Source organism: bacterium (assembly GCA_016708025.1).
Classification (GTDB): domain Bacteria; phylum Zixibacteria; class MSB-5A5; order GN15; family FEB-12; genus FEB-12.
Window position 1 is genome coordinate 879,864 of sequence record JADJGQ010000002.1, and the last position, 20,447, is coordinate 900,310.

The following is a 20,447-nucleotide window of genomic DNA, read 5'->3' on the forward strand; positions in this document are numbered from 1 at the left end:
ATGACCGACACTATTTGCGGCTACGTGACCGACGAAGAAGGCATGTCGATCGCCGGCGCGACGGTTGAACTCTGGGCGAACTGGCCATACGGCAGCCCAGTGGCGACCACAACCACCAACGAAAACGGTGCGTTCTTCTTCGGTGGTGAGCATCCGACTCCGTACGATCTTTATGCGTACGCGTCCGGATACTATCCGAACTGGAAGCTCGAAAACTACGGCACGCAGTGCGGTACGATCGAACTGCGCCAGCTGCAGGAGCTGATCCCGGTTGATCGCTGGGTTGACTACTACTGCGGTTTTGCCACGCTCGATGATTCGATCGCTCTGCCGATCGGAACGGTCGTCGAAGTGAAAGATGCCGATGGTACCCTGGCTGGTCGCCAGATCGTCACCGAACCGGGTGTCATTCGGTTCATGCCGGTCTATCGTGACTCTGCCGGTTCTGATATTGATGAAGGCGCCGAGACCGGCGACATGCTCTGGTTCTACGTGAACGGTATGATCGCTGAAACCTCGCCCTCCGAAGTGATATATCCTGCCGACTACGCGCAGGTTGAAGTCTGTGTCAATGGTTCGCTCCGTGGCGGCAAGGTTTGCCAGTTGATGGAAGGCTGGAACCTGGTTTCCTGGAATGTCGATACGCCGACTGATTCGATTGAAGCAGTTCTCGGCGAGATCATGGAATGTGTGGAAGTCGTGCTCGGATTCGAGGGTGGCGGACTCACCTATGATCCGGAACTCGAGCAGTTCTCGACTCTCTGGCAGACCGACCATATGAGCGGCTACTGGATCAAGGTCAAGACCGGTTGCTCACCTGAATTGAGACTGGCTGGTTCCGTGGTCCCGGCGAATACGCCGATCCCGGTCTACCGCGGCTGGAACCTCGTGAGCTATCTGCCCGAAATGACCATGATCCCCGAAGATGCATTGGTCAGCGTGAATGACCACCTGTTGATCGCTTATGGATACGATAACGGTATCCAGGTCCATCAGCCGGGCATGGGCGACTTCAATACTCTCGAAGAGATGATGACTTGCCACGGCTACTGGATGAAGCTCTCGACAGACGATGTCCTGATCTATCCGGGTGGCGAGACACCGGTCCTGACGACCGCCATTGAGTCTCCGTATGCAGCGGCGGCCCGCGTCTCCGCGGCGACCGACGTCAATACCACGATCGCCTGGGTGAACCTCTACTCGCGTGATCTGACAGTTGATGGTCGGACAGTGAAGGCTGGTTCTTCGATCGAAGCGTACAGCCTGTCCGGAACAAAGATCGGTTCATTCAGAATGCAGCGCGACGGACAGTTCGGCTTTATGCCGGTCTACTCCGATGCCGGCCTGAATGAGAATATTACCGGTCTGAAGCCGGGTGAGAAGTTCACGCTCCGCGTGAATGGCGAAGATGTCAACGAGACCATCGTCTGGACCACCACTGGTGACCGGATCGAACTGGGTCGTTTGACCACGGCGACGGGCGGTACTCTGCCGGGCAGCTTCTCGCTGGCGCAGAACTATCCGAACCCGTTCAACCCGACGACGACTATCTCCTTCAGCCTCCCGTCCAAGGGTACGGCGAAGATTGAGATCTATAACGTTCTTGGTAAGCTGGTGGCTGTGCCGTTTAACGGCTCGGTCGAAGCTGGTGAGCATCAGGTGGTCTGGAATGGTAAGAACGAAACTGGCGAAGCGGTTGCTTCGGGAGTGTACTTCTACCGACTGACTGCCGATAACTATACCGATACCAAGAAGATGATGCTGCTGAAGTAAGCATCGTTGCAAGACGTTCCGGCCGGCTGGCTTAAGCCGGCCGGACACTAACTGGCGGTGAAGAAGTGAAAAGACGTATTACGTTACATCTGACTGTCATACTGGCGATGACGATGCTGGCAACCCTGGCCTCGGCACAGCCGTATCCTGGACCGTTTTTTGTCAATTTCTACAGCTCGGCGAGTCTGTACAACGGTGTACCAGTCCCAGTCGGATCGATCATCCGGGCCTATGATCCTGACGGAGTACTCTCCGGTATGGACACGGTGGGGATCGGACCATCCAACGCGGCCGGATTCTTTGGCTTTATGAACGTGTATGGTGACCAGCCCAGCACGGCGGGCCTTGATGAAGGACCGATCAACGGCGACAGCCTCAGTTTCACGATCAATGGTCGTCCGGCGACCGTTGTTTCCGGCGATCCCACGTATACTGAATCAGCTCAAAAGGAACTGGTCCTTTCCGCGACTGCGGCAAGCGTGGCGATGACTGTGATCGAGATCCCGGGCGACGACGCGGCGACGTTTAATCGGACAATCCGCTTCACGGTGAAAGTTCGCAATGACGGCACGGGCGAGGATTTCTATCATATCTCGACCAGCCACAGCGATACGAGTTTCCACTCGATCGTGCTTGATTCGTTCGTGTACGCTCAGCCGGGTGATACGGTCTCGGTGGAATTTGAAGTTCGTACGCCGATCTTCGCCTCCTCCCTCGACACGGTTGACGTGATCTCCTACACCGTTAATTCCGGGATCGACCCGTCGCAGACCTACTCCGATGACGTGAATTTGTATCTGTCGATCACCGATGTACCGGATGGCGGCAATCTGCCGCGCGGTTTTGCGCTGAACCAGAACTATCCGAACCCGTTCAACCCGACAACGACGATCTCGTTCACGTTGCCGCGGTCGAGCGAAGTTCGCCTTGAGGTCTTTGATATTCTCGGGCGCTCGGTTGAGAGCCGCGATCTGGGGTATCGATCGGTTGGTGATCATGCAGTTGAGTACGATGCTTCAGCGTTAAGCAGCGGCGTCTATTTCTACCGTCTGGTGACCGACTATGCCCAGCAATCCAGAAAGATGTTGCTGGTCAAATAGGGAACAGCCCAAGTAGAGAAGAGCCCCGAGAGCGATCTTGGGGCTTTTTCTTTGTCTGCAGACCCCGGAAAACCGGCTAAGAAAAACTATTGCCCGCATCTGAAAAGGCCGATATTATGGAGACTGCCGATAACCTGCAGTATCAAGGGAAAATTGTGCCATTACGATTGAAAGTAGCCGGCAAAACCGACAAGGGTCTGGTCAGGCCGGGGAACGAAGATCATCTCCATCTCGATCTGAAAAACAACGTCTTTGCCATTTGTGATGGTATGGGCGGTGCTCAGGCGGGCGAGGTTGCCTCTTATCTCGCCGGTGAGGTGCTGCATCGTTCGTTCAACCAATTTTCCAATCAGTTATTGGATGATCCTGCGCTCAATTTTGACGCCCCGGTCCCGGCGACCGGCGGTCTGTTGCTCAGAGCGATCAGGTTGGCCAACAGAGCCATCTTCCGCAAATCTGCCGCTGATTCCGCGCTGTCGGGGATGGGGACGACGATCGTTGCCCTGGCCTTCGAGGCGGACCATATTACTATCGCCCACGTTGGCGACAGCCGGGCCTACCGCCTCGAGCAGAAGGCGCTGATTCCGCTGACCATCGACCATAGCTGGCTGAACGAAATTCAGCGTTCGCAGCAGATCACGATCGAGGAAGCCAGCAATATCGTCGGCAAGAATATCATCACCCGTGCCCTGGGGGTTCGGGAATGGGTGGATGTAGATTATCGCGCGCTCAAGGTCCAGGCGGGGGAGATATTCATCCTCTGTTCCGACGGCCTCTGCGGCTATTCCGATGATGACGAGATCCAAAAAGTGGCGGTCAAGTATCGCGAAAACGTTGACGATATTGTAGATAACCTGGTTCGATTGGCGCTGGATCGCGGCGCGCCAGATAACGTCACCGTTGTGGCTGTTCAGGTTGTAGAGACCACCTCCACCGGCTTGCCGACCAGTGAAACAGCAACTCTGGCTCATGAATCGGATAGTACGCTGGGGGCGGAAGACCGATGGCTGGAGAAGTTTGAAGCCACTCCGCAGCCGGCTGTAGAGTCAACTCATAAGCCCAACAAGGCATTCCTGATCGGAATGTTCGCCCTCTTTGCCGTTATCTCCGTGCTGATCATCGTCTTCGGACAAGGGAAATGACCCCGAAAATCGGTTGACAACCCTACCTCTTGTTTGCTAAGTTGGTCCTTCCAACGACACAAACATGCGCCCGTAGCTCAACTGGATAGAGCGTCTGGCTACGGACCAGAAGGTTTCGGGTTCAAATCCTGACGGGCGTACTTTTTTCTTCCACCTGGGAGGGTGTCGTCATGGAACACCAAGCGTTTTCTCCAAAACAACGGCTCCTTGATCTCAAACCACTAGGTACGTTAACTAACGTGGTGATTCTTGCCCTCATCGTTTGTGCGGTCCTCTCCGTCCTGCAGGGCCTCAACATTGTCTCCGAAATTGAATTGCTCAGTCGGATCAAGGCAGGGGACGAGGTCCTTGAGGCAGAGGCTGTCACGATTGAAGAGAGAATTGATCAACTGGTCTGGCTTCAGCTTGGGGCTTTCCTTTTCAGCGGAATACTTTTCATAACATGGTTCCATCGCGCTTATGCAAACGTCGCTCAGTGGTCTCCCGACGGCACAGCATACGCTACGAAATGGGCGGTGATTGGATGGCTCATTCCGATCCTCCACGTCGTACGCCCATATCAGATCGCTAAGGAGATCTGGACCAAATGCTGTGTCCGTCAATCTCCTAACGTATTCGCGGTGGCTGCACCGTCAGGTACCAGTCTCATTGGTTATTGGTGGGGGGCGGCCTTGCTCATGGGGGCATTGGACAGGATTGGATTCCAGTGGTCGCAACATGCTGAGACAATCGAACAGGCCTTAGTGGCCGGCTACATCATAGTCGCATCCGAAAGCATGACCGTCATCGCCGCATTCATTGCCATGTCCTTTGTGCGCGAACTCTCGGCCAGACATGAACGGGCGATCCGCTCCTATCAGTCGCCGATCGCGATCGATGGACTCATGCAAACACGGATGTCATAACTCTGACTTCTGAGCAAAAGGATGCACCATGACCGCTAATGGCCTCTTCCGGAAAGTAGATACCGTCATGCTCCGCGTCGCTGATCTGGAAAAGTCGCGCGCCTGGTATCGTGAAAAACTGGGTGTGAAAGAGCTGTTCGGCGAAAAGAAAGAGAACCTGGTGGTCATCTCATTTGGCGGAGATACCTCCATAACGCTCTGGCAACTCAAAGAGGGTCAATCGTTGACTCCGGGGGCCAAAACCGGTTGCTTCCCTATCCTGATGTCCGATGATGTTCGCAGGGCACACCGAACCCTGTCCGAACGCGGCGTGCAGACCGAACCGGTGCAGTCCGGCGGATCAGTTCAGTGGTTCGCGTTTTACGATCTGGATGGGAATCGGATCGAGGTGTGCGAAGTGTTCGCCTAGTCCACAAGAAATTTTCGATTCAATAAAAAAGCCCGGCAATCAGCCGGGCTTTTTTTGTCAGATTGACTCTGAATCAGATCACTTCAACAGCATCATCTTCTTCGTCATCACCTGATCACCCGTGACCAAGCGATAGAAGTAGACACCGGATGAGACCGATGCGCCGCCATCTGTCGTCGAATTCCAGACGACTGAATGACGACCCGCTGCAAGCGAACCATTCACCAGAGTTGCGACTCTCGATCCGAGGATATTGTACACCTCGAGTGTCACCGGCCCGGCGGTCGGCAGACTGAATTCGATTGTGGTGCTCGGGTTGAACGGGTTCGGGTAGTTCTGGTCGAGCGTAAACTCCTCAGGCAACGAATTGCCAAACGCGGAGATCTCTCCAGTCGTCCCGCCGCCAAAAGCGGCAGAGGTCGTGCCACGGAAGATGATCTCATCTATGTACACATCATCCTGATCATTGCTGGCATCACACATGAAGCGGATCTTTGCGTTGGTCGGGAAGTTGTACGTGGTGCGCGGGATTGATACAACCGCATGGTAATACGCGTTATTTACGTAGGTAGTGCCAAATATGAAGTTACCGACGGTTAGCCAGGAAGTACCATTAAAGTACTGGACCCAGAAATTCTCTCCGGACTCCATACTCACACCCTTGAACCAGAAATCAACTTCAAGCCGCTGATACGCTGTCACGTTGTAGCTCGCCGTATGGTAGAATGACGATGCGGTGCTGCTGTTGTCCTGAATATCAGCAGAATACGAACCCTGATGTGAATTCGTGGTCGTCAGCGCACGCGACATGTCAGAACCACCGTCCGTATAGGACCCCATTCCGGTTTCGAAATTGTCCGAGGTGATGGTAGTCCAGGTGGAAGGCGTCGTGGCAGTTATATAGTTGGTCTTGATTTCGCCATCGGAACCGTACGCGTTGGTGGCGGTCAAAGTCACTGTGTAGGTGCCAGCGGCCGCATAGACGTGAGACGGATTCTTAGTTGTCGACGTACCACCATCACCAAAGTTCCAGGCCCAACTGGTCGGGCTGTTGCTTGACAGGTCCGTGAAGTTGACTGTCAACGGCGCATTGCCTGAGGTCGGCGTGCCGCTGAAGTTGGCGACCGGCGGGTTATTGGTCGAAATGGAGTTCAATGCCGCCGCGGCATTGATCAGACCATAGCCATAATACTGATCCCAGCCCGCTGTACCTTTGTCGGTGGCGGTATTCTGGATAGCTGCGCGAACCGCGGCGGGAGACATCGTGCCGCCGTTCTTGGCGATCAAGAGAGCCGCAACACCGGCTACATGCGGACAGGCCATCGACGTTCCTTCGTAGAAGTAATAGCCGAAGGTTCCGTAGTTCGTCCCGTCGTGCGTCTGCTGCAGTACGCCATCAGGGTAGGTGTCGCCATTTTGGTCAACCGCAACGTCGCCACCCGGGGCGCAGATATCAATGGTCGAACCAAAACAGGTGTACCAAGTATAGGTCTGGTCATAACGGACCGCAGAGACAGAGATACACTGCGTGTACGCCGCGGGATACTGCGGCGCAGAGGTACCTTCGTTGCCGGCCGCGCAAACGATCGTAACGCCGAGATTGTAGGCGTACGTGATCGCGTCCTGCAAAGCGGTCGAGGTGGAGGGTCCGCCAAGGCTCATGTTGATCACTTTAGCGCCATTGTTGGCCGCGAAGGTGATGCCGTTGATGATGGCGGTATAGGTACCGTTTCCGGAAGCATCCAGAACCTTGACCGGCATGATGCTGCAATTGTAGGCGACACCCGCCACGCCGAGGCTGTTGTTGGTGGTCTGGGCGATCGTGCCCGCCACGTGCGTGCCATGGGCGCAGTCATCGTTCGGATGAGTGTCATTGTTCACGTAGTCATAGCCCGGCACGAAGGAAGTACCTGCCAAGTCTGGCGCCTGTGTAAAGGCTCCATAGGTCTCATAAGCAACGCCGCAGTCGATAACGGCCACGACAACACCTGAACCGGTAGACTGATCCCAGGCGGCCGGCATGCTGATCATCGGCATATGCCACTGGTAGCTGTAATACGGGTCGTTTGGCGTCATGAAGGCCTGAGCGATGTAGTTCGGCTCGGCGTATTCGACGTCCGGTCGGCTGCTGAATGCGGCAACCATCTCTTCGACTGTCTTGTCAGCGGGGATATTCAAAAGATTGATGCCGATCGACGAATTGGTTTCTGCAAGAGTAGTGCCCAGAGCGGCTTGAGCGGCGGTGATCGCCTGTCTGCCGACGTCGGCTTTAAATTTCACAATTACCTGGCCCGGCGCATAGGTTGCACCAGTTTCGACCACGCAGGATTTCCCAACTTTAAAATCCTCGGCTGCGGATGCGAAGCTGAAAAGGGCAAGAACCAGAACTAGTGTGAGAAAAGTTCTCATTTGCCTATCCTTCCGTACAACTGTGAGGGTTGTGCATGTGAGCCTGCCGGTCACGTTTCCATAGAACTGGAGTGTCGCATTGCGGCGCTCACCTGCAATTGAAGTTAGTTAATCAGCAATAACAAGAACCGCGGAATTATTTGATCAGAGATTCTCTGGCGAGTTCACCCCCCTTCGTTCGACGCACACCCACACCACAGCATCACGCATTAGAGAATCACCTGTGAGGACCGCGACATAAATGTGACCGGTTTTTGTCTTTAATTGTTGGTGTTGAGATCATCAACGATGATGTAATAAGGGAGAGGGGAATCGATTATGCAAGAAAAAACCTCACACGCAACAATGTCCCTGTTGGCATTTTCGTGGACACTTCAGTAAAGAATCAGGCGCATGTGAAGGATTACACATGCGCCTGTTACAATTGGAAACACTCGTGAGAGCTAGCCCATGAGGCTCAACTCGTTAACTTCGCCAGTCGGGCTTTCGCATCTTTGATCTCATCGATCTGTATGTCCGCATTTCCCCAAAACTTAAGCATCTCACTAAAGTACTTGGTCGCCTCGGCCTTGTTTCCCAGACCTTCGTAACCGATCCCGATATAGTACAGAGCCATCGGATAGCCGATCCCGCCGGAACTCTCTTCTTCACCGGAAACGAATCGCTTGAGTATGTCGATCCCCTCCTGGTAAGAGCCACGGCTGATCAGAATATACGCCATCTCCCGATCGTTGCCGCTGTTGCCCTGTTGCTGCGTTTTGATCAGATCGCGATATCCTTCGAGCAACAACACGGTATCGGGTCTTGCCAGACCTTCGAAAATCTTCTCCAGCCCATCTGTGATCCCCCAGAGCTCGGACGGAATGCGTGATTTGAATTGAGCGATATCCTCACGAATCATCTTTCGCGCCTGATCAGCTTTGGAATGATCATGCTCCACTAAAACCAGCGCATAGTTGCTGAACATGTTCGCGGTGCGATACCGATAGGATTCTTCATACAACTTGAGTCCGGTGTCGGTGATACCGCAGTGAAGATAGCCGCGAGCCACTGTCTGGAGTGTATTGGCGAGAATGCCGCTATCGCCAAGTTGCTTGGCGGCATCAGCCATGCGATCGTACTGCTGCAGCGCTTCTCTGAACTTGCCGTTCCAGATCGCCAGCGTGGCCATCTGCTCATAATAGTCGACCATGTCATACAGATTGCCGGGGTCGAGTTGCTTGTAGTTCTCGGTTAGCGCGGTGGCTTTGGCAAAGTCGCGACGATAGATAGCCAGACGGATCAGATTGGCCAATGCGCCGCGATGTTTCGGGAAGCGCGCCAGGATAGCGTCAAATTCTTTTTCCGCCAGATCTCTCTTCCCCTGCTGCAGGTAAGCGCTAGCCAACAAGGCATACGGATTAGGCGAATCCGGGTGCTCCCGTTTCGTTTTCTCCGCGATCCGGATCGCCTCGTCATACTTGTCAAAGCTGATGTATATTTCCGAACGGAAATCCTGCGGAAGCTGATAAGTCGGGTTTATGGCGAGCGCGGAATCAAACTGCGCGAACGCCTTGGTCGTATCCTTGGTGAACTCGTAAACCAGGATCCCATAGATGGTGCGCGCTTCGATGTCGTCAGGATAGTTGCTCACCATGGAACGCATCTTAGCGAAGGCGTCATCGAACTTCTTGTTCATCCAGATATCGGCGTAGACATCCAATAGACTCCGTTCGCGGACGGGCAGTTTCGACTGATATTGCAGAGCCTTGGCTATATACCCGGCGGCTTTTTGCGGCCGTCCCTGAAAGGCATTGATCATCCCCAGGCGCATATAGGGGAGAGCGAACGTCGAATCGAACGAGAGTGCCCGCTCAAAATTGACGATCGCTTCTTCGTTCAGTCCTTTCAGGAAATTCTCCAGCCCCAAAACGTAGTTTTTGAAGGCTTCGGGAGAGGCCGAGGTCAATTTGCGAATATCCTGATCGCCCGTGGCAGTGGCAATATTCATCGAACTGGCGATCTTGTCGGTCAGGCTGTCGACCAGCACAAACGGGTCTTCGCCGACAACTTTTTCACCCATCAGTACGCGACCGCTGGAGGCTTCCTCCAAACGAGCATCGATCCTGATCTGCTTCCCGACCTTGAAGAGTGTACCGGTCAGGACATTGGTGGCACCAAGCTTTGAGGCGATCGCCCGACTGGCATCGCTGGAGATCTCGCCGCCATTGGCTTTGCTCGGTTCCAGCATATCCAAAATGCGCTGGCGACTGATCAAGTTCATTTCCTTATTCTGCGCCAGGTCGGTCAGCAGCATCTCCGGAAGGCCGGACTCCATCCAGTCGTATTCCGGATCGCCGGTTTTATTGGCAAAGTCCAAGACAGCCAGGCTGTTCGGCTTTGCCTGCAGGTCAACACTGAAACTCAGATTGGAGCCTTCAGAAAAGAACACTTTCCAGACAATTCCGATCACCGCGATCGCGATCACGGCGGTTTTCCAGTCGATGATCCATGACTTGGATTTCTTGACCGTCTGTGGTGCCGCGCGCAATGCAGAGATGGAATCCGACGTACCGCTTTCGTAGAGACGGCGGAGATTGCGAAGGTCCACTACCAGATCGCGTGTATCCTGGTAGCGGTCGTTCGGGTCCTTGTGCAGGCACTTGTCAACGATCCGTTCCAGCTCCATGGGAATCGTCTCGTTGCGCATCCGAATAGAGTCGTGGCGCGCTTCGAGGATCTTGGCCAGAGTGGAGACCTCGGTCGGTCCAGTGAAGGGAAACTCGCCGGTCGCCATCCGATAGAGCAACACACCGAACGAGAAGATATCGGATCGAATATCCACTACCTCGCCGCGGATCTGTTCGGGTGACATATAAGAAACCGTGCCGACTATCTTACCGGCGCGGGTCAGCTCTTTGGAAACAGTGCGTGTGGAATCACCCTCGGAGAATTGTACCGGCTGCACCGGCTTCGCCAATCCAAAGTCGAGGATCTTTGGCTGGTCATCCTCGTTCACGATGATATTGTCCGCCTTGATATCCCGGTGTACCACATTGATCTTGTGGGCCGCCGCCAATCCCGAGGCGATCTTTTCCGCCAACTTAACCACGGTGGAAATATCGGAGGACCGTGCTTTCATGTAGTCGGAAAGGGATTTTCCCTTGACGTACTCCATGACGATGAAAGTTACGTCGCTGCCGGCGGCATCCTTGGTGGTGTCAATGTCATAGATCGCCATCACGTTCGGATGTGAGACCTGCGCGGCGGTCTTGGCTTCCCGCTGGAACCGGGCAAGACGATCATCATCATCTCCCGGTTTGAAAGAGAGGATCTTGAGGGCGACCTCGCGATGTAGTTTCTGGTCTTCCGCGAGATAGACCTGTCCCATTCCTCCTTCTCCCAGGAGTTTGATGATCTTGAAATGGGCGAAACTCTGGCCTGGCTCAAGCATGGTCATTTCCTTCTGACGAGCAGCATAGTTATATCGTCCGAGCGGGGGCCGTCCCCGACATACGCTTCAATATCTTCCGTCAGGCGACGGGCTATTACGTCGATCGACTCAGCGCGGTTGGCAACGACAAGTTTTTCCATGCGCAGATCGGTGTATGGTTCTTCGCCGCGCATCGCTTCGGTGACACCGTCGCTGAATACAAAAATGAACTCCCCGGAAGATAAGTGAATGGTTGACTCCTGCCACGTTGAAAAATCAAACGCCCCAATCATAGTTCCGGAAGGTTGCAGATACTCAAGCGAACCATTCGCACGAACCACCAGCGGCGGATTGTGGCCGGCATTGACAAATGTGACCGTTTCGCTGTCCGGAGTGATCAATCCCATGAAGAGGGTGGCAAAATCTTCCGGCGCGCTATAGCGGTGCAACTGTGTGGAAACCGATTTGACCGCCCGCTCGAGCGTGAAAGTCGGGTCGTTATAAAAGATTCGGAACGAGGCAAGAATATTCGACATCAATAATGCCGCGCCGAGTCCTTTACCGGATACATCGGCCACCAGAAAGACGAGCCGACCATCGGGGAGCGCCGCGACATCATACAGGTCACCGCCCACCAGTCGTGACTGGCGCTGAAAAGCGTGGACATCAAATCCACTTATCCGCGGCGGTATTTTGATAAGCAAATTGCTTTGGATCGAAGCGGCCCGGTGCAGCTCGGCATCGATTAACTGCTTTTCCTGTCGCGCCTGCAACAACTGGTAGTTCATCAGCCGGGCGGCTATAATATTACCGAAGGTCGCCAGCAATCGAAGGTATTCGTCGCTGTACCGGTGGAGAGGATTGGTGGTGTCGACATACAGTATCCCAAGCACCTTGTCTTCGTCCATCATCGGTACCGCCATAGCCGATTTCATCGCCGACATAATGACGGACTGCTGAGAGGCGAAGCGGGGATCGCTGGTTGGATCGCCGATCAGGATCGCGCTTTTATTGGTCAGGATCTCTCGAACGATCGTCCGCGAGAGAGTAAAGGTCCCCAGATCACGGCCATTCGGCAGAAGAGTCGCCGCGGCGAAAATCTCGTTCTGGTCGGAAGATGTAAAAAGCACCGCCAGTCGTTCCGATGGGATCACCTTTGCGACCAGGGAGAGGGCGCGTCGAAGCATCTCTTCCTGCGGCTCCGGCAGGACGAGGGTTTTAGCCATATCGAACAGAGTCGGCAGCAGTTCGGGAAGGTCGGTCACTCGGGTTGGGAGCGGTTTGAGCGCTTCATTCATCGACAGGAAAACCGAGTGCTCGGCAATATTCTCGGGAAGTATCGCGCGGGGAAAACTGGTCGAATCGTTGGCCGGGGCAGTGCCGGAGGAGAGCTTGAATTGCGCCTGTCCAAAGGTCAGATGGTCGCCCGCTTTGACCTGAATCCGGCCGCTAAGTTTCTTGCCGTTAACGAATGTGCCGTTGTGACTCTCAAGGTCCGTGAGAAAGATGACCAGAGGATCGGGCCCTATCTCAAACTGAGCATGTTTGCGTGAAACGGTTTTGTCCGGGACCACCAGATCGGCCTCAGAACTTCGTCCGATCACATAGTTTCCGCTATCCAGCATCCAGGAGTAGTATTGAGAGCCATCCGATCCAATGAGTTGAATCACGTACATATCCTCTTTAGGTGGTGGGGCCAAAACACGGGCAACCCCTCAAGTCATCAGATGGGGAGCGTGTCGGCAACTGGTTAGTCAATGTAACCGGAAGGGAGTTAAAGAGAAATAGGAAAGAGTGGGGTGAGCAAGGCGGAGATAAAAAGACACCCAGCAACCAAACTCGCCATGGCTGCCGGGTGGTTTAACCCTCTGTTGCACATGAGGGCATTTTTCCCCGTTTGCGATGTCCCGCTCCCGGGAGACAACTTTTTGCCGGGGTCGTGAGAGCTTGCCGCATAGGGCAACCGTCTCCCTGACTGACTCCAGCTTCGCAATTAATACGCAATATGAATGCCAACTAACTTATCTACTTTAGATGACGTATGCTGTTGTTGAATAGTGCAATACGGATAGCACTCAACCTGATTAGTGATGATATGGTGGTATGCACCTCAAATCAGGCCTAAGCAATCGGGTAATTTTAACCCAATGAGATACCGAGGTTGTCAATTTGCTTCCGCATATTGGCTGGGTCCTTGCCGAACTCTCTCGCCACTTTGCTGACATTCCCTTTGTGCCGATCCAGCGCCTTGACTATCAGGATCCGCTTGAAATCCTTGACCGCCTCATCAAAATCGTTCGGGATACCGGCAGCCTTGTCGCCTATTTCGAGCTGGTTCAGGACATCCCGGCGGGAGATGAAGTATGAAGGGGTATCGGCCAGGAGTGCTTTGATTTTCTCATACAGTTCGCGGACATTGCCTCGCCAGTTATGCTCGATCAACAGATCGCGTCCCTCCTGGTCGAAATATTTGGGATCGATCCTGGCCTCATCGCAGTACTTCTCAACGAAGTAGTCTATTAAGGCCGGAATGTCTTCTCTTCGTTCGCGCAACGAGGGAAGCGAGATCACTGTCCCGCGTATGCGAAAATAGAGATCTGACCGAAATTTCCCCTGATCTACCATTCCGGCGAGATCGGCATTGGTCGCGCAGATCAAGCGGACATCGACCTGTTCAGTCTCGATCGCGCCGAGGCGGAGTATTTCTCCGCTTTCCAGAACTCGCAGGAGTTTGACCTGCGTGTTGTGATCGAGTTCTCCTATCTCGTCGAGAAAGACCGTTCCTTTGTTTGCATGCTGCAAAAGTCCGACCTTATCACTATTCGCGCCGGTAAAGGCCCCCTTGAAATGCCCAAACAACTCATCCGCGACCAGATCCGGCGCCTTCTGACCGCAGTTGTAGGCGACGATCGGTTGTCCAAAGCGGGGGCTGAGGCGGTGAATCGCTTTTGCCACCAGTTCTTTCCCCGTACCGGTTTCACCGAGGATCAGCACTTTCTGGTCCTTGGGACCGATTTCGTCGATCTGGCGGTATATCTCCAGCATCTGGCGCGACTGTCCGACCATTTCGAACATCTCACGGGCATAGGCGATGAGCGTTTCCGGATGTGTTTTGAACAGCGAACTGCGAACCGCATTGCGCACGGCCGTTTCCAGTCGCTCGGGGTTCTCGTTCTTCCCAATATAGTCGTATTGCTGCTCTGCATCCCGCTGCTTGTGCGAGTATTCCCCCGGATAGCCAGTGTGAAAAATGATCGGGATGTCGAGCGGGATAGCCCGGATCCGTCGGGCCGTCTGAAAGCCATCCATCTTGGCCATGCGAATATCAAGAATGATCGCCGCGGTATCGGTGTGAGATCGAAGCTGATCGAGTGCTTCCTGACCGGAGGTCGCCACGACCACCTCGTATCGGTCCAGAAAAATTTCGCGAAGCGCTTCCAGCACCAGCGGATCATCATCGACGATAAGTATTTTTCCGCGAATCTTACTCAGTGGCACGTGTACCTCCCGCTTCCGCGTTAAAGCGCGGAAGCATGATGTCAAAACTTGTTCCATGTCCATGTCCGGAAGTGACCTTGATCGAGCCTCCGTACATCTCAGCAATTTTCTTTGCCATCGCCAATCCAATACCGGTTCCGCTGCGCGGTTTGGTGCTGAAAAAGGCGTTAAATATCCGGGGTAGGTTCTCGGCAGGGATCCCGGGACCATTGTCTGCAACCCGGATCGATACCTGATCCCGAGTGGTCCGCGCCGTGATCGAGATGAGCGGTTGTTCCGTTTCGTGCAGCGCATCGATCGCGTTGACCACCAGGTTATTCAGCAGGCTGTTGAAATGCGGCACGCTGCAGGCAACCACAGCGTCCGGGGAGATATTCGAGTCGACGCGAACTCCGTGTCTTTCACAGCGAGCTCGATTTTGCTCAATGATCTCTGTGACCAGATTGCCGACAGAGACTTCTTCGATCTTTCGATTCGCTTCCAGCCGCGAGTAATGGGTCACCGATTCGGTCATATGGATCGCCCGGGCGATCGCCTGTTCGGCCAGTCCCAGAAGCTTGAGGTCTCGCTCGGCCTCTTCGCCAGAGCCTGATCTTCCTTCCAGCCGCTCACGCATTTTGTAGAGGCAGGTAGTGGCAGGGAAGAGGGAGTTGTAGATCTCGTGCGAAACACCTCCCGCGATCTCACGGACCTGCTGGTAACGCTCCTGGTAGATCCGCTGGAGCTCGGCTTCCGCATGAACTCGATCAGTGATGTCGATGGTCGTTCCCAACACACAGGTCTGGCCCATGAACTGGATCACTTTTGCGGAGTAATCAACCCACCGATACTCACCATCTTTGCGAACTATCTTGACCTCGTAACGTGGGGGGACCTCGTTCCCAGCCAGCCGGTCCCGGCCGCGCTGAGTCACCAATTGCCTGAAGTCGGGGTGGATGACTTCCCAGAAACTCATTTTCAGCAATTCATCGAGACTGTACCCCGTGATACGCGTTGACGCGGGGTTGCAGTAGAGAAGGCGGTCGGCTCCAAAGATAGTGATTCCTGCGGTCACGGACTCAGCAACAGCTCGGAATTTCGCTTCACTCTCGCGCAGACTGAGTTCGATCTGGTGTCGGGCCGTGATATCCAGCCAGGTCGCCTGGATAAGGACCCGATCAGGCGCCTGGATCCGCCGAGCCAGTGCCTCGAGCCGCTTGGGAGTCCCCTTGAAAGTCGTGATTTCGGATTCAAATTGGGCCGGTGCGTCACCACCCGTGAGGCGGCGGCGGATTCTATCCATCCATGCCACGACATTCTCTTCTCCGACCAGAGCCTTGAGAAAGGCCGGCATCGGCATAGATATAAGTTCGTGTACATCGATCTCCAGCATACGGGCGAGTTGCTCGTTGGCATACAGCACCTGAACATCGTCGTACTGCAGTATCCCCAGATTGGAGTGCTCGGTCAAACCGCGGAATTTTTCCTCACTCTCCCGGAGTGCTTCTTCGGCGCGCATTCGTTCGGTAATGTCCTGATATGTGCCCAGCACACCCACCACGGTACCATCGGGATCTCGAAGCGGCACTTTGCTGGTCAGGAGGTGAATGATCTCACCAGTTGGCGTAGTCTGCGGTTCTTCGATCAGCAGCTTCGGCTCTCCACTCTCGATCACCGCACGGTCGTCGGCCCGATAAAGATCAGCTTGTGCCCGCCAGACCATGCTATAATCATCTTTGCCGATGATCTCTTCCGGGGTGTTGAATCCCGCATCTCGCGCAAACTGTGAATTGCATCCCAGGTAAAGCCCTCGCTTGTCTTTCCAGAATACCCGCGCCGGGATCGAGTCGAGCACGATACCAAGGAACTCACGTGAGGCCCTCAATTCTTCCGTGGCGATTTTCTTCTCCGTAATATCGATCATAACTGTCAGAAAGAACTCTGTTTCCTGACTTCGGATAACTTCCCCGCTGAAGAGGCCGTGGAGTATCACTCCGTCTTTGCGGCGGACTCGCATTTCAATATCTGTGATCCGGCCGGTCTGTCTCAAGCGCCGACCGGCGGCAGATTGCTGATCAATATCAACGAAGATAGACAACTCACTCGGTGTGTGGCCGATCACTTCATCCCGATCATGGCCGATCGTTTGCAGGAACGAATCGTTGACATCGACAAAACGCCCATGTGTAGTGTCCGTCAGTGCCATGAGAGCCGGATTGAATTGAAAAAGCTGCTGGAACAGCATTTTGGCTTCCTGTTCGGCACTCAAGTCCTTACTGAGGCCAAAGAGACACTCGGAACCATACCATCTGCCGAACCAGAGGCGAGTCTCGACTGAGACCAACGATCCATTCTTTTTCAGCAAGGGGAGTGGGCAGTCATTGCGCTTTCCCCGCAGGATAGCATCGATCAGACTCAGTGCCTCCTCCCGACGATCCGCGGGATGCAGGTCGACCAGCTTCATCGTCGTGAGCTCTTCACTTGAATAGCCAAGCTTGGTCCGGAGTGCCCTATTGGTCAGAAGGATGCGACCAGCTCTATCGGCCACGATCAGCATATCGCCGATCGTCTCAAAAAACGCTCTGAAATTGGACTCACTATCCCGAAGGGCCTGCTCGGAGCGTTTTCGATCTGAGATGTTGCGGACGATCGCCAGGACTTCCGAAGGTCCGCTAGCCACGATGCGTGCTTCGTAGTCCTCGAAACGATTTCCCACCGGCAACTGGTATTCAAGGTACTGAGTCTCTCCGTTACTTAGCACCTTAACGATCGCTCCATGCACCATCTCGGCCAGCGGCGGAGGCAGAACGTCCCGTGCAGGTTTTCCGAGGAACTGATCACCGGGAGAAAAGAGCTCGGATTGTCGACTCGCCTGATAATCAAGGAATATGCCGTCAGCCGTCATCCTGAACATCAGGTCCGGTGTGGCATTAAGCATCGCGTCATTGCGGGCTTCAGCCTTTTTCAGCGCATTGATCGCATGTCGGCGCCGGATATTCACCACAACCAATTGAATTGACACCAGGAAGAGGGCAATGACAAACCAGGTGCGATAACGCCAGAGCAACGCAACCAATCGCTGCGACCATGGTTTCGCCTGCAGATTGCCGACCAGGAATCCGTTTCCGGCATTGGTGACAAACATGGTGACGCCGCCGGTTGAATCGAGCGCGGCCGGAAGCAGTTCGCTGGCAATGCCTGGAAGGTACCCGCGGCATTCCCATCCCTTGCTGTACAAAACAGACCCGCCCTCCACGACAAACTGCAGGACCGTCTCCCCGGATTTTGGGAGTTGGAACTGAGTGAGGTACTGCCCCAGGTTTGCCCCGGTGATGCGGGCGAGCGGTTGGAGTGACAGATCGAAAATCGACGCGTCTCCTCCGGTGCCGATCAAAAGGATCTCCGGTCGTTCGTCGCCTATCAGGTCGACCAACTCAAGGAAGGCGGTCCTCTCTTGAACTGCTATGGACTGTCGGAGAGTCCCATCTGCGTCAATGATAGAGAGCCAGTCATTGGAAGAATCGCCTGACTGACCGGGAAACTCAAATTGGTGAATGAGCGCATACAGCGTGTCACCGGGGAGGGTGCGAATAGATACGCTGGCGAATTTCGGGGCGAGACGATAATTAAAGATGATCTCGCCGCGTTGATTGAGGCGTGTCAGATAACCATACTGGTCATCGAAATTCGGATCCGTGACGCCGTTCTCCGGGCCATAGGCGCAAACAAGTATCCCCGGATCGATCGAATCAAAACAGCTAACTGTATTGCCGGGGGTAGCCGAGGCCGCCATCGGCATGGACCACTCCACCACCATCCGCTCGATATCAATGCAGTAATAGACCCGCGGTCGTTTGTCGCGGCCAACCATCAGGTAGAAAAACAGCTCGGTCGTACCGTCGTAATCATAATCAAAGCTGGCGATATGATAGGGGGATGGTATCCATTTGCCATTGCCGGTCTGATCGACTCCGGTAGTCAGAAAGAGCATATCGAACTTGTTGGAGCCGGGGAAATTGCGGGCAATGAACGCGGAATCATTGCGAAACCCTATCAATGCGACACCATCACGCCGATTTACGGAGTCACGGAAGAGGCAATAATCACTGATCGTCAGGAAAACCGGGTCCTGGGAGAGCGTGCGGTTGTCGGGGAGCGAATTCACAAAAATCGAGGCGGCATCATCCTGATTGATGGCACAGTTTGAGACAAAGATGTACGCGATGGAATCTGATGCGGTACGGCGCGTGGTGAGAAGTCGAGCGGGGCGATTGACCGACATCTGATTTTCGGTATGGCTGGACTCGATGAAGTGAGTGACACCATACGGCAATAGAGTGGTATCGCCGATCGGATCGGGCTCGATCACTTGTTGGGCGGATGTCATGCCAGCCGTCAGCGAGTAGACAAGCCAGACAATCAGAAGACGCGCCAAAGAAACCATGTCCCCTACTCGTTTTCCCCTCAGCCCCGTTGCAGACAGGTTACGTTCGCCGACGGTTAGATTCGTTCATATGGATAGACTATGAACAATATAAGGGATAACAGGAACAAAATCCAGATGCCTGCGTGAAGTTCTCGCGCTCGACCGGAGAATAGCTTGCAGACGACATAGAGGACAAAACCGGACGCAATCCCAAAGCCGATATTGTAGGTGAAGGTCATTAGCGCGATCGTCGCCACCGCTGGAAAAAGCTCGGTATAGTCGTCATACGGGAGGTGGCGAAGGGGGGCCATCATCAGGAATCCAACTATGACCAGCGCGGCTCCATAGGCAACTGCCGGAACGGCCATGTAGATCGGTGCCAGAAAGAGCGAAACCAGGAAAAGCCCGGCCGTTATCAGGGAGGCAAAGCCGGTCCGCGCTCCGGACTCGATACCGGCGGCCGATTCAATGTACGCCCCGGAAGTGGAGGTGCCGACCAGAGCGGCGGCAGTAGTGGCCATCGCGTCAGCCATCATCGGCTTTTCGATCTCAGGCAGATTATTGTGGGCATCCAGAAGTCCCGCCCGAGCAGAGAGGCCGATCAGAGTCCCCATGGTGTCCACAAATGCCAGGATAAACAAGACGAGAATGATAGGGAAGAATTCAGGGGTTAATGCCCCCGCGATATCCAATTTACCAATGATCGGCGCCAGTGAGGGAGGGGCGGATAGAATGCTCTCCGGAAATGGGGAGACGTTAAATGCGAATGCAAGCAGAGTGGTAACCAGCATGCCGATCAGGATCGCACCTGGAATGCGGCGGATGATCAGGACCGCGATCAGCAAAACTGCTGTGAGTGCCAGCAGTGGCCCGACGGCGGAAAGATCACCGATCTTGACTGGCGCACCGGGGACACCGAGTCGAACCAGGCCAGCCTCGTTCAGTCCGATAAACATGATGAAAAAGCCGATTCCGGCGGCAAAAGCTCGTTTGAGATTCTCAGGAATGGCGCCTGCGATCCACCCCCTAATCCCAAAGAGAGTGATGACGATAAAGATCACGCCACTCAGAAAGAGAGCACCCAGCGCGGTCTGCCAGGCGAACCCCATCCCCAGACAGACAGTATAGGCTATGAACGCGTTTTCTCCCATATATGGCGCAATGGCAAACGGACGGCGCGCGTAGAGTGCCATCAAAAGCGTGCCAAAGGCGGCGATCAGGATTGTCGCTGTCGTACCGGCCTCGCGCGGGATCCCGCCGGCACTGAGGATCGCCGGATTGACGATGACGATATACGCCATCGCAAAAAACGTGGTGATGCCACCAAGGGTCTCTTGTCGGAATGAGGTCTGATGTTCAGCGAAGCGAAAGAAGCGTTTCATCGAAACGTCCCA

General features: G+C 54.5%; 11 protein-coding genes and 1 tRNA gene. 6 read left to right on the forward strand and 6 right to left on the reverse strand.

What is annotated here, in order from left to right:
* From IPH75_10050 to IPH75_10075, 6 genes are all read left to right on the forward strand, one after another.
* Nucleotides 1-1,773, forward strand: a complete 1,773-nt coding sequence (locus IPH75_10050) for a T9SS type A sorting domain-containing protein (protein ID MBK7142411.1) — start codon at nt 1-3, stop codon at nt 1,771-1,773.
* Nucleotides 1,774-1,838: 65 nt separating this feature from the next.
* Entirely contained in the window at nt 1,839-2,873 is a 1,035-nt protein-coding gene (locus IPH75_10055; GenBank protein MBK7142412.1) for a T9SS type A sorting domain-containing protein, read from the forward strand.
* Nucleotides 2,874-3,028: 155 nt separating this feature from the next.
* Nucleotides 3,029-4,015, forward strand: coding sequence for a serine/threonine-protein phosphatase (locus IPH75_10060; GenBank protein ID MBK7142413.1), 987 nt, complete (start codon nt 3,029-3,031; stop codon nt 4,013-4,015).
* 66 nt (nt 4,016-4,081) lie between these two features.
* A tRNA-Arg gene (locus IPH75_10065) sits at nt 4,082-4,155 on the forward strand.
* Between the two features lie 30 nt (nt 4,156-4,185).
* Nucleotides 4,186-4,920, forward strand: a complete 735-nt coding sequence (locus tag IPH75_10070) for a DUF4328 domain-containing protein (protein MBK7142414.1) — start codon at nt 4,186-4,188, stop codon at nt 4,918-4,920.
* A 28-nt stretch (nt 4,921-4,948) separates the two neighbouring features.
* Nucleotides 4,949-5,329 (forward strand): VOC family protein, encoded by a 381-nt coding sequence (locus IPH75_10075; protein MBK7142415.1) that lies wholly within the window; start codon nt 4,949-4,951, stop codon nt 5,327-5,329.
* Nucleotides 5,330-5,407: 78 nt separating this feature from the next.
* On the opposite strand, the gene IPH75_10080 is transcribed toward IPH75_10075, so the two are convergent.
* The 6 genes from IPH75_10080 to IPH75_10105 form a co-directional block, all read right to left on the reverse strand.
* Nucleotides 5,408-7,738, reverse strand: a complete 2,331-nt coding sequence (locus IPH75_10080) for a S8 family serine peptidase (protein ID MBK7142416.1) — start codon at nt 7,736-7,738, stop codon at nt 5,408-5,410.
* A 457-nt stretch (nt 7,739-8,195) separates the two neighbouring features.
* Nucleotides 8,196-11,171 (reverse strand): protein kinase, encoded by a 2,976-nt coding sequence (locus IPH75_10085; GenBank protein ID MBK7142417.1) that lies wholly within the window; start codon nt 11,169-11,171, stop codon nt 8,196-8,198.
* A 2-nt stretch (nt 11,172-11,173) separates the two neighbouring features.
* Nucleotides 11,174-12,820 carry a SpoIIE family protein phosphatase gene (locus tag IPH75_10090; protein MBK7142418.1) on the reverse strand — a complete coding sequence of 549 codons (1,647 nt, stop codon included), beginning with the start codon at nt 12,818-12,820 and terminating at the stop codon, nt 11,174-11,176.
* 469 nt (nt 12,821-13,289) lie between these two features.
* Entirely contained in the window at nt 13,290-14,648 is a 1,359-nt protein-coding gene (locus tag IPH75_10095; protein ID MBK7142419.1) for a sigma-54-dependent Fis family transcriptional regulator, read from the reverse strand.
* On the reverse strand, nt 14,635-19,062 hold the full coding sequence (locus tag IPH75_10100) for a PAS domain S-box protein (GenBank protein ID MBK7142420.1): 4,428 nt from the start codon (nt 19,060-19,062) through the stop codon (nt 14,635-14,637). The genes IPH75_10095 and IPH75_10100 overlap by 14 nt, the downstream gene beginning before the upstream one ends.
* A gap of 65 nt (nt 19,063-19,127) precedes the next feature.
* Nucleotides 19,128-20,435, reverse strand: coding sequence for an NCS2 family permease (locus IPH75_10105; protein MBK7142421.1), 1,308 nt, complete (start codon nt 20,433-20,435; stop codon nt 19,128-19,130).
* Nucleotides 20,436-20,447 lie beyond the last annotated feature (12 nt).

Excerpts from the sequence above, each read along its gene's own strand:
- IPH75_10085 (MBK7142417.1), bottom strand. The coding sequence starts at position 11,171 with ATGCTTGAGCCAGGCCAGAGTTTCGCCCATTTCAAGATCATCAAACTC.
- IPH75_10105 (MBK7142421.1), bottom strand. The coding sequence starts at position 20,435 with ATGAAACGCTTCTTTCGCTTCGCTGAACATCAGACCTCATTCCGACAA.
- IPH75_10050 (MBK7142411.1), top strand. The coding sequence starts at position 1 with ATGACCGACACTATTTGCGGCTACGTGACCGACGAAGAAGGCATGTCG.
- IPH75_10070 (MBK7142414.1), top strand. The coding sequence starts at position 4,186 with ATGGAACACCAAGCGTTTTCTCCAAAACAACGGCTCCTTGATCTCAAA.
- IPH75_10080 (MBK7142416.1), bottom strand. The coding sequence starts at position 7,738 with ATGAGAACTTTTCTCACACTAGTTCTGGTTCTTGCCCTTTTCAGCTTC.
- IPH75_10075 (MBK7142415.1), top strand. The coding sequence starts at position 4,949 with ATGACCGCTAATGGCCTCTTCCGGAAAGTAGATACCGTCATGCTCCGC.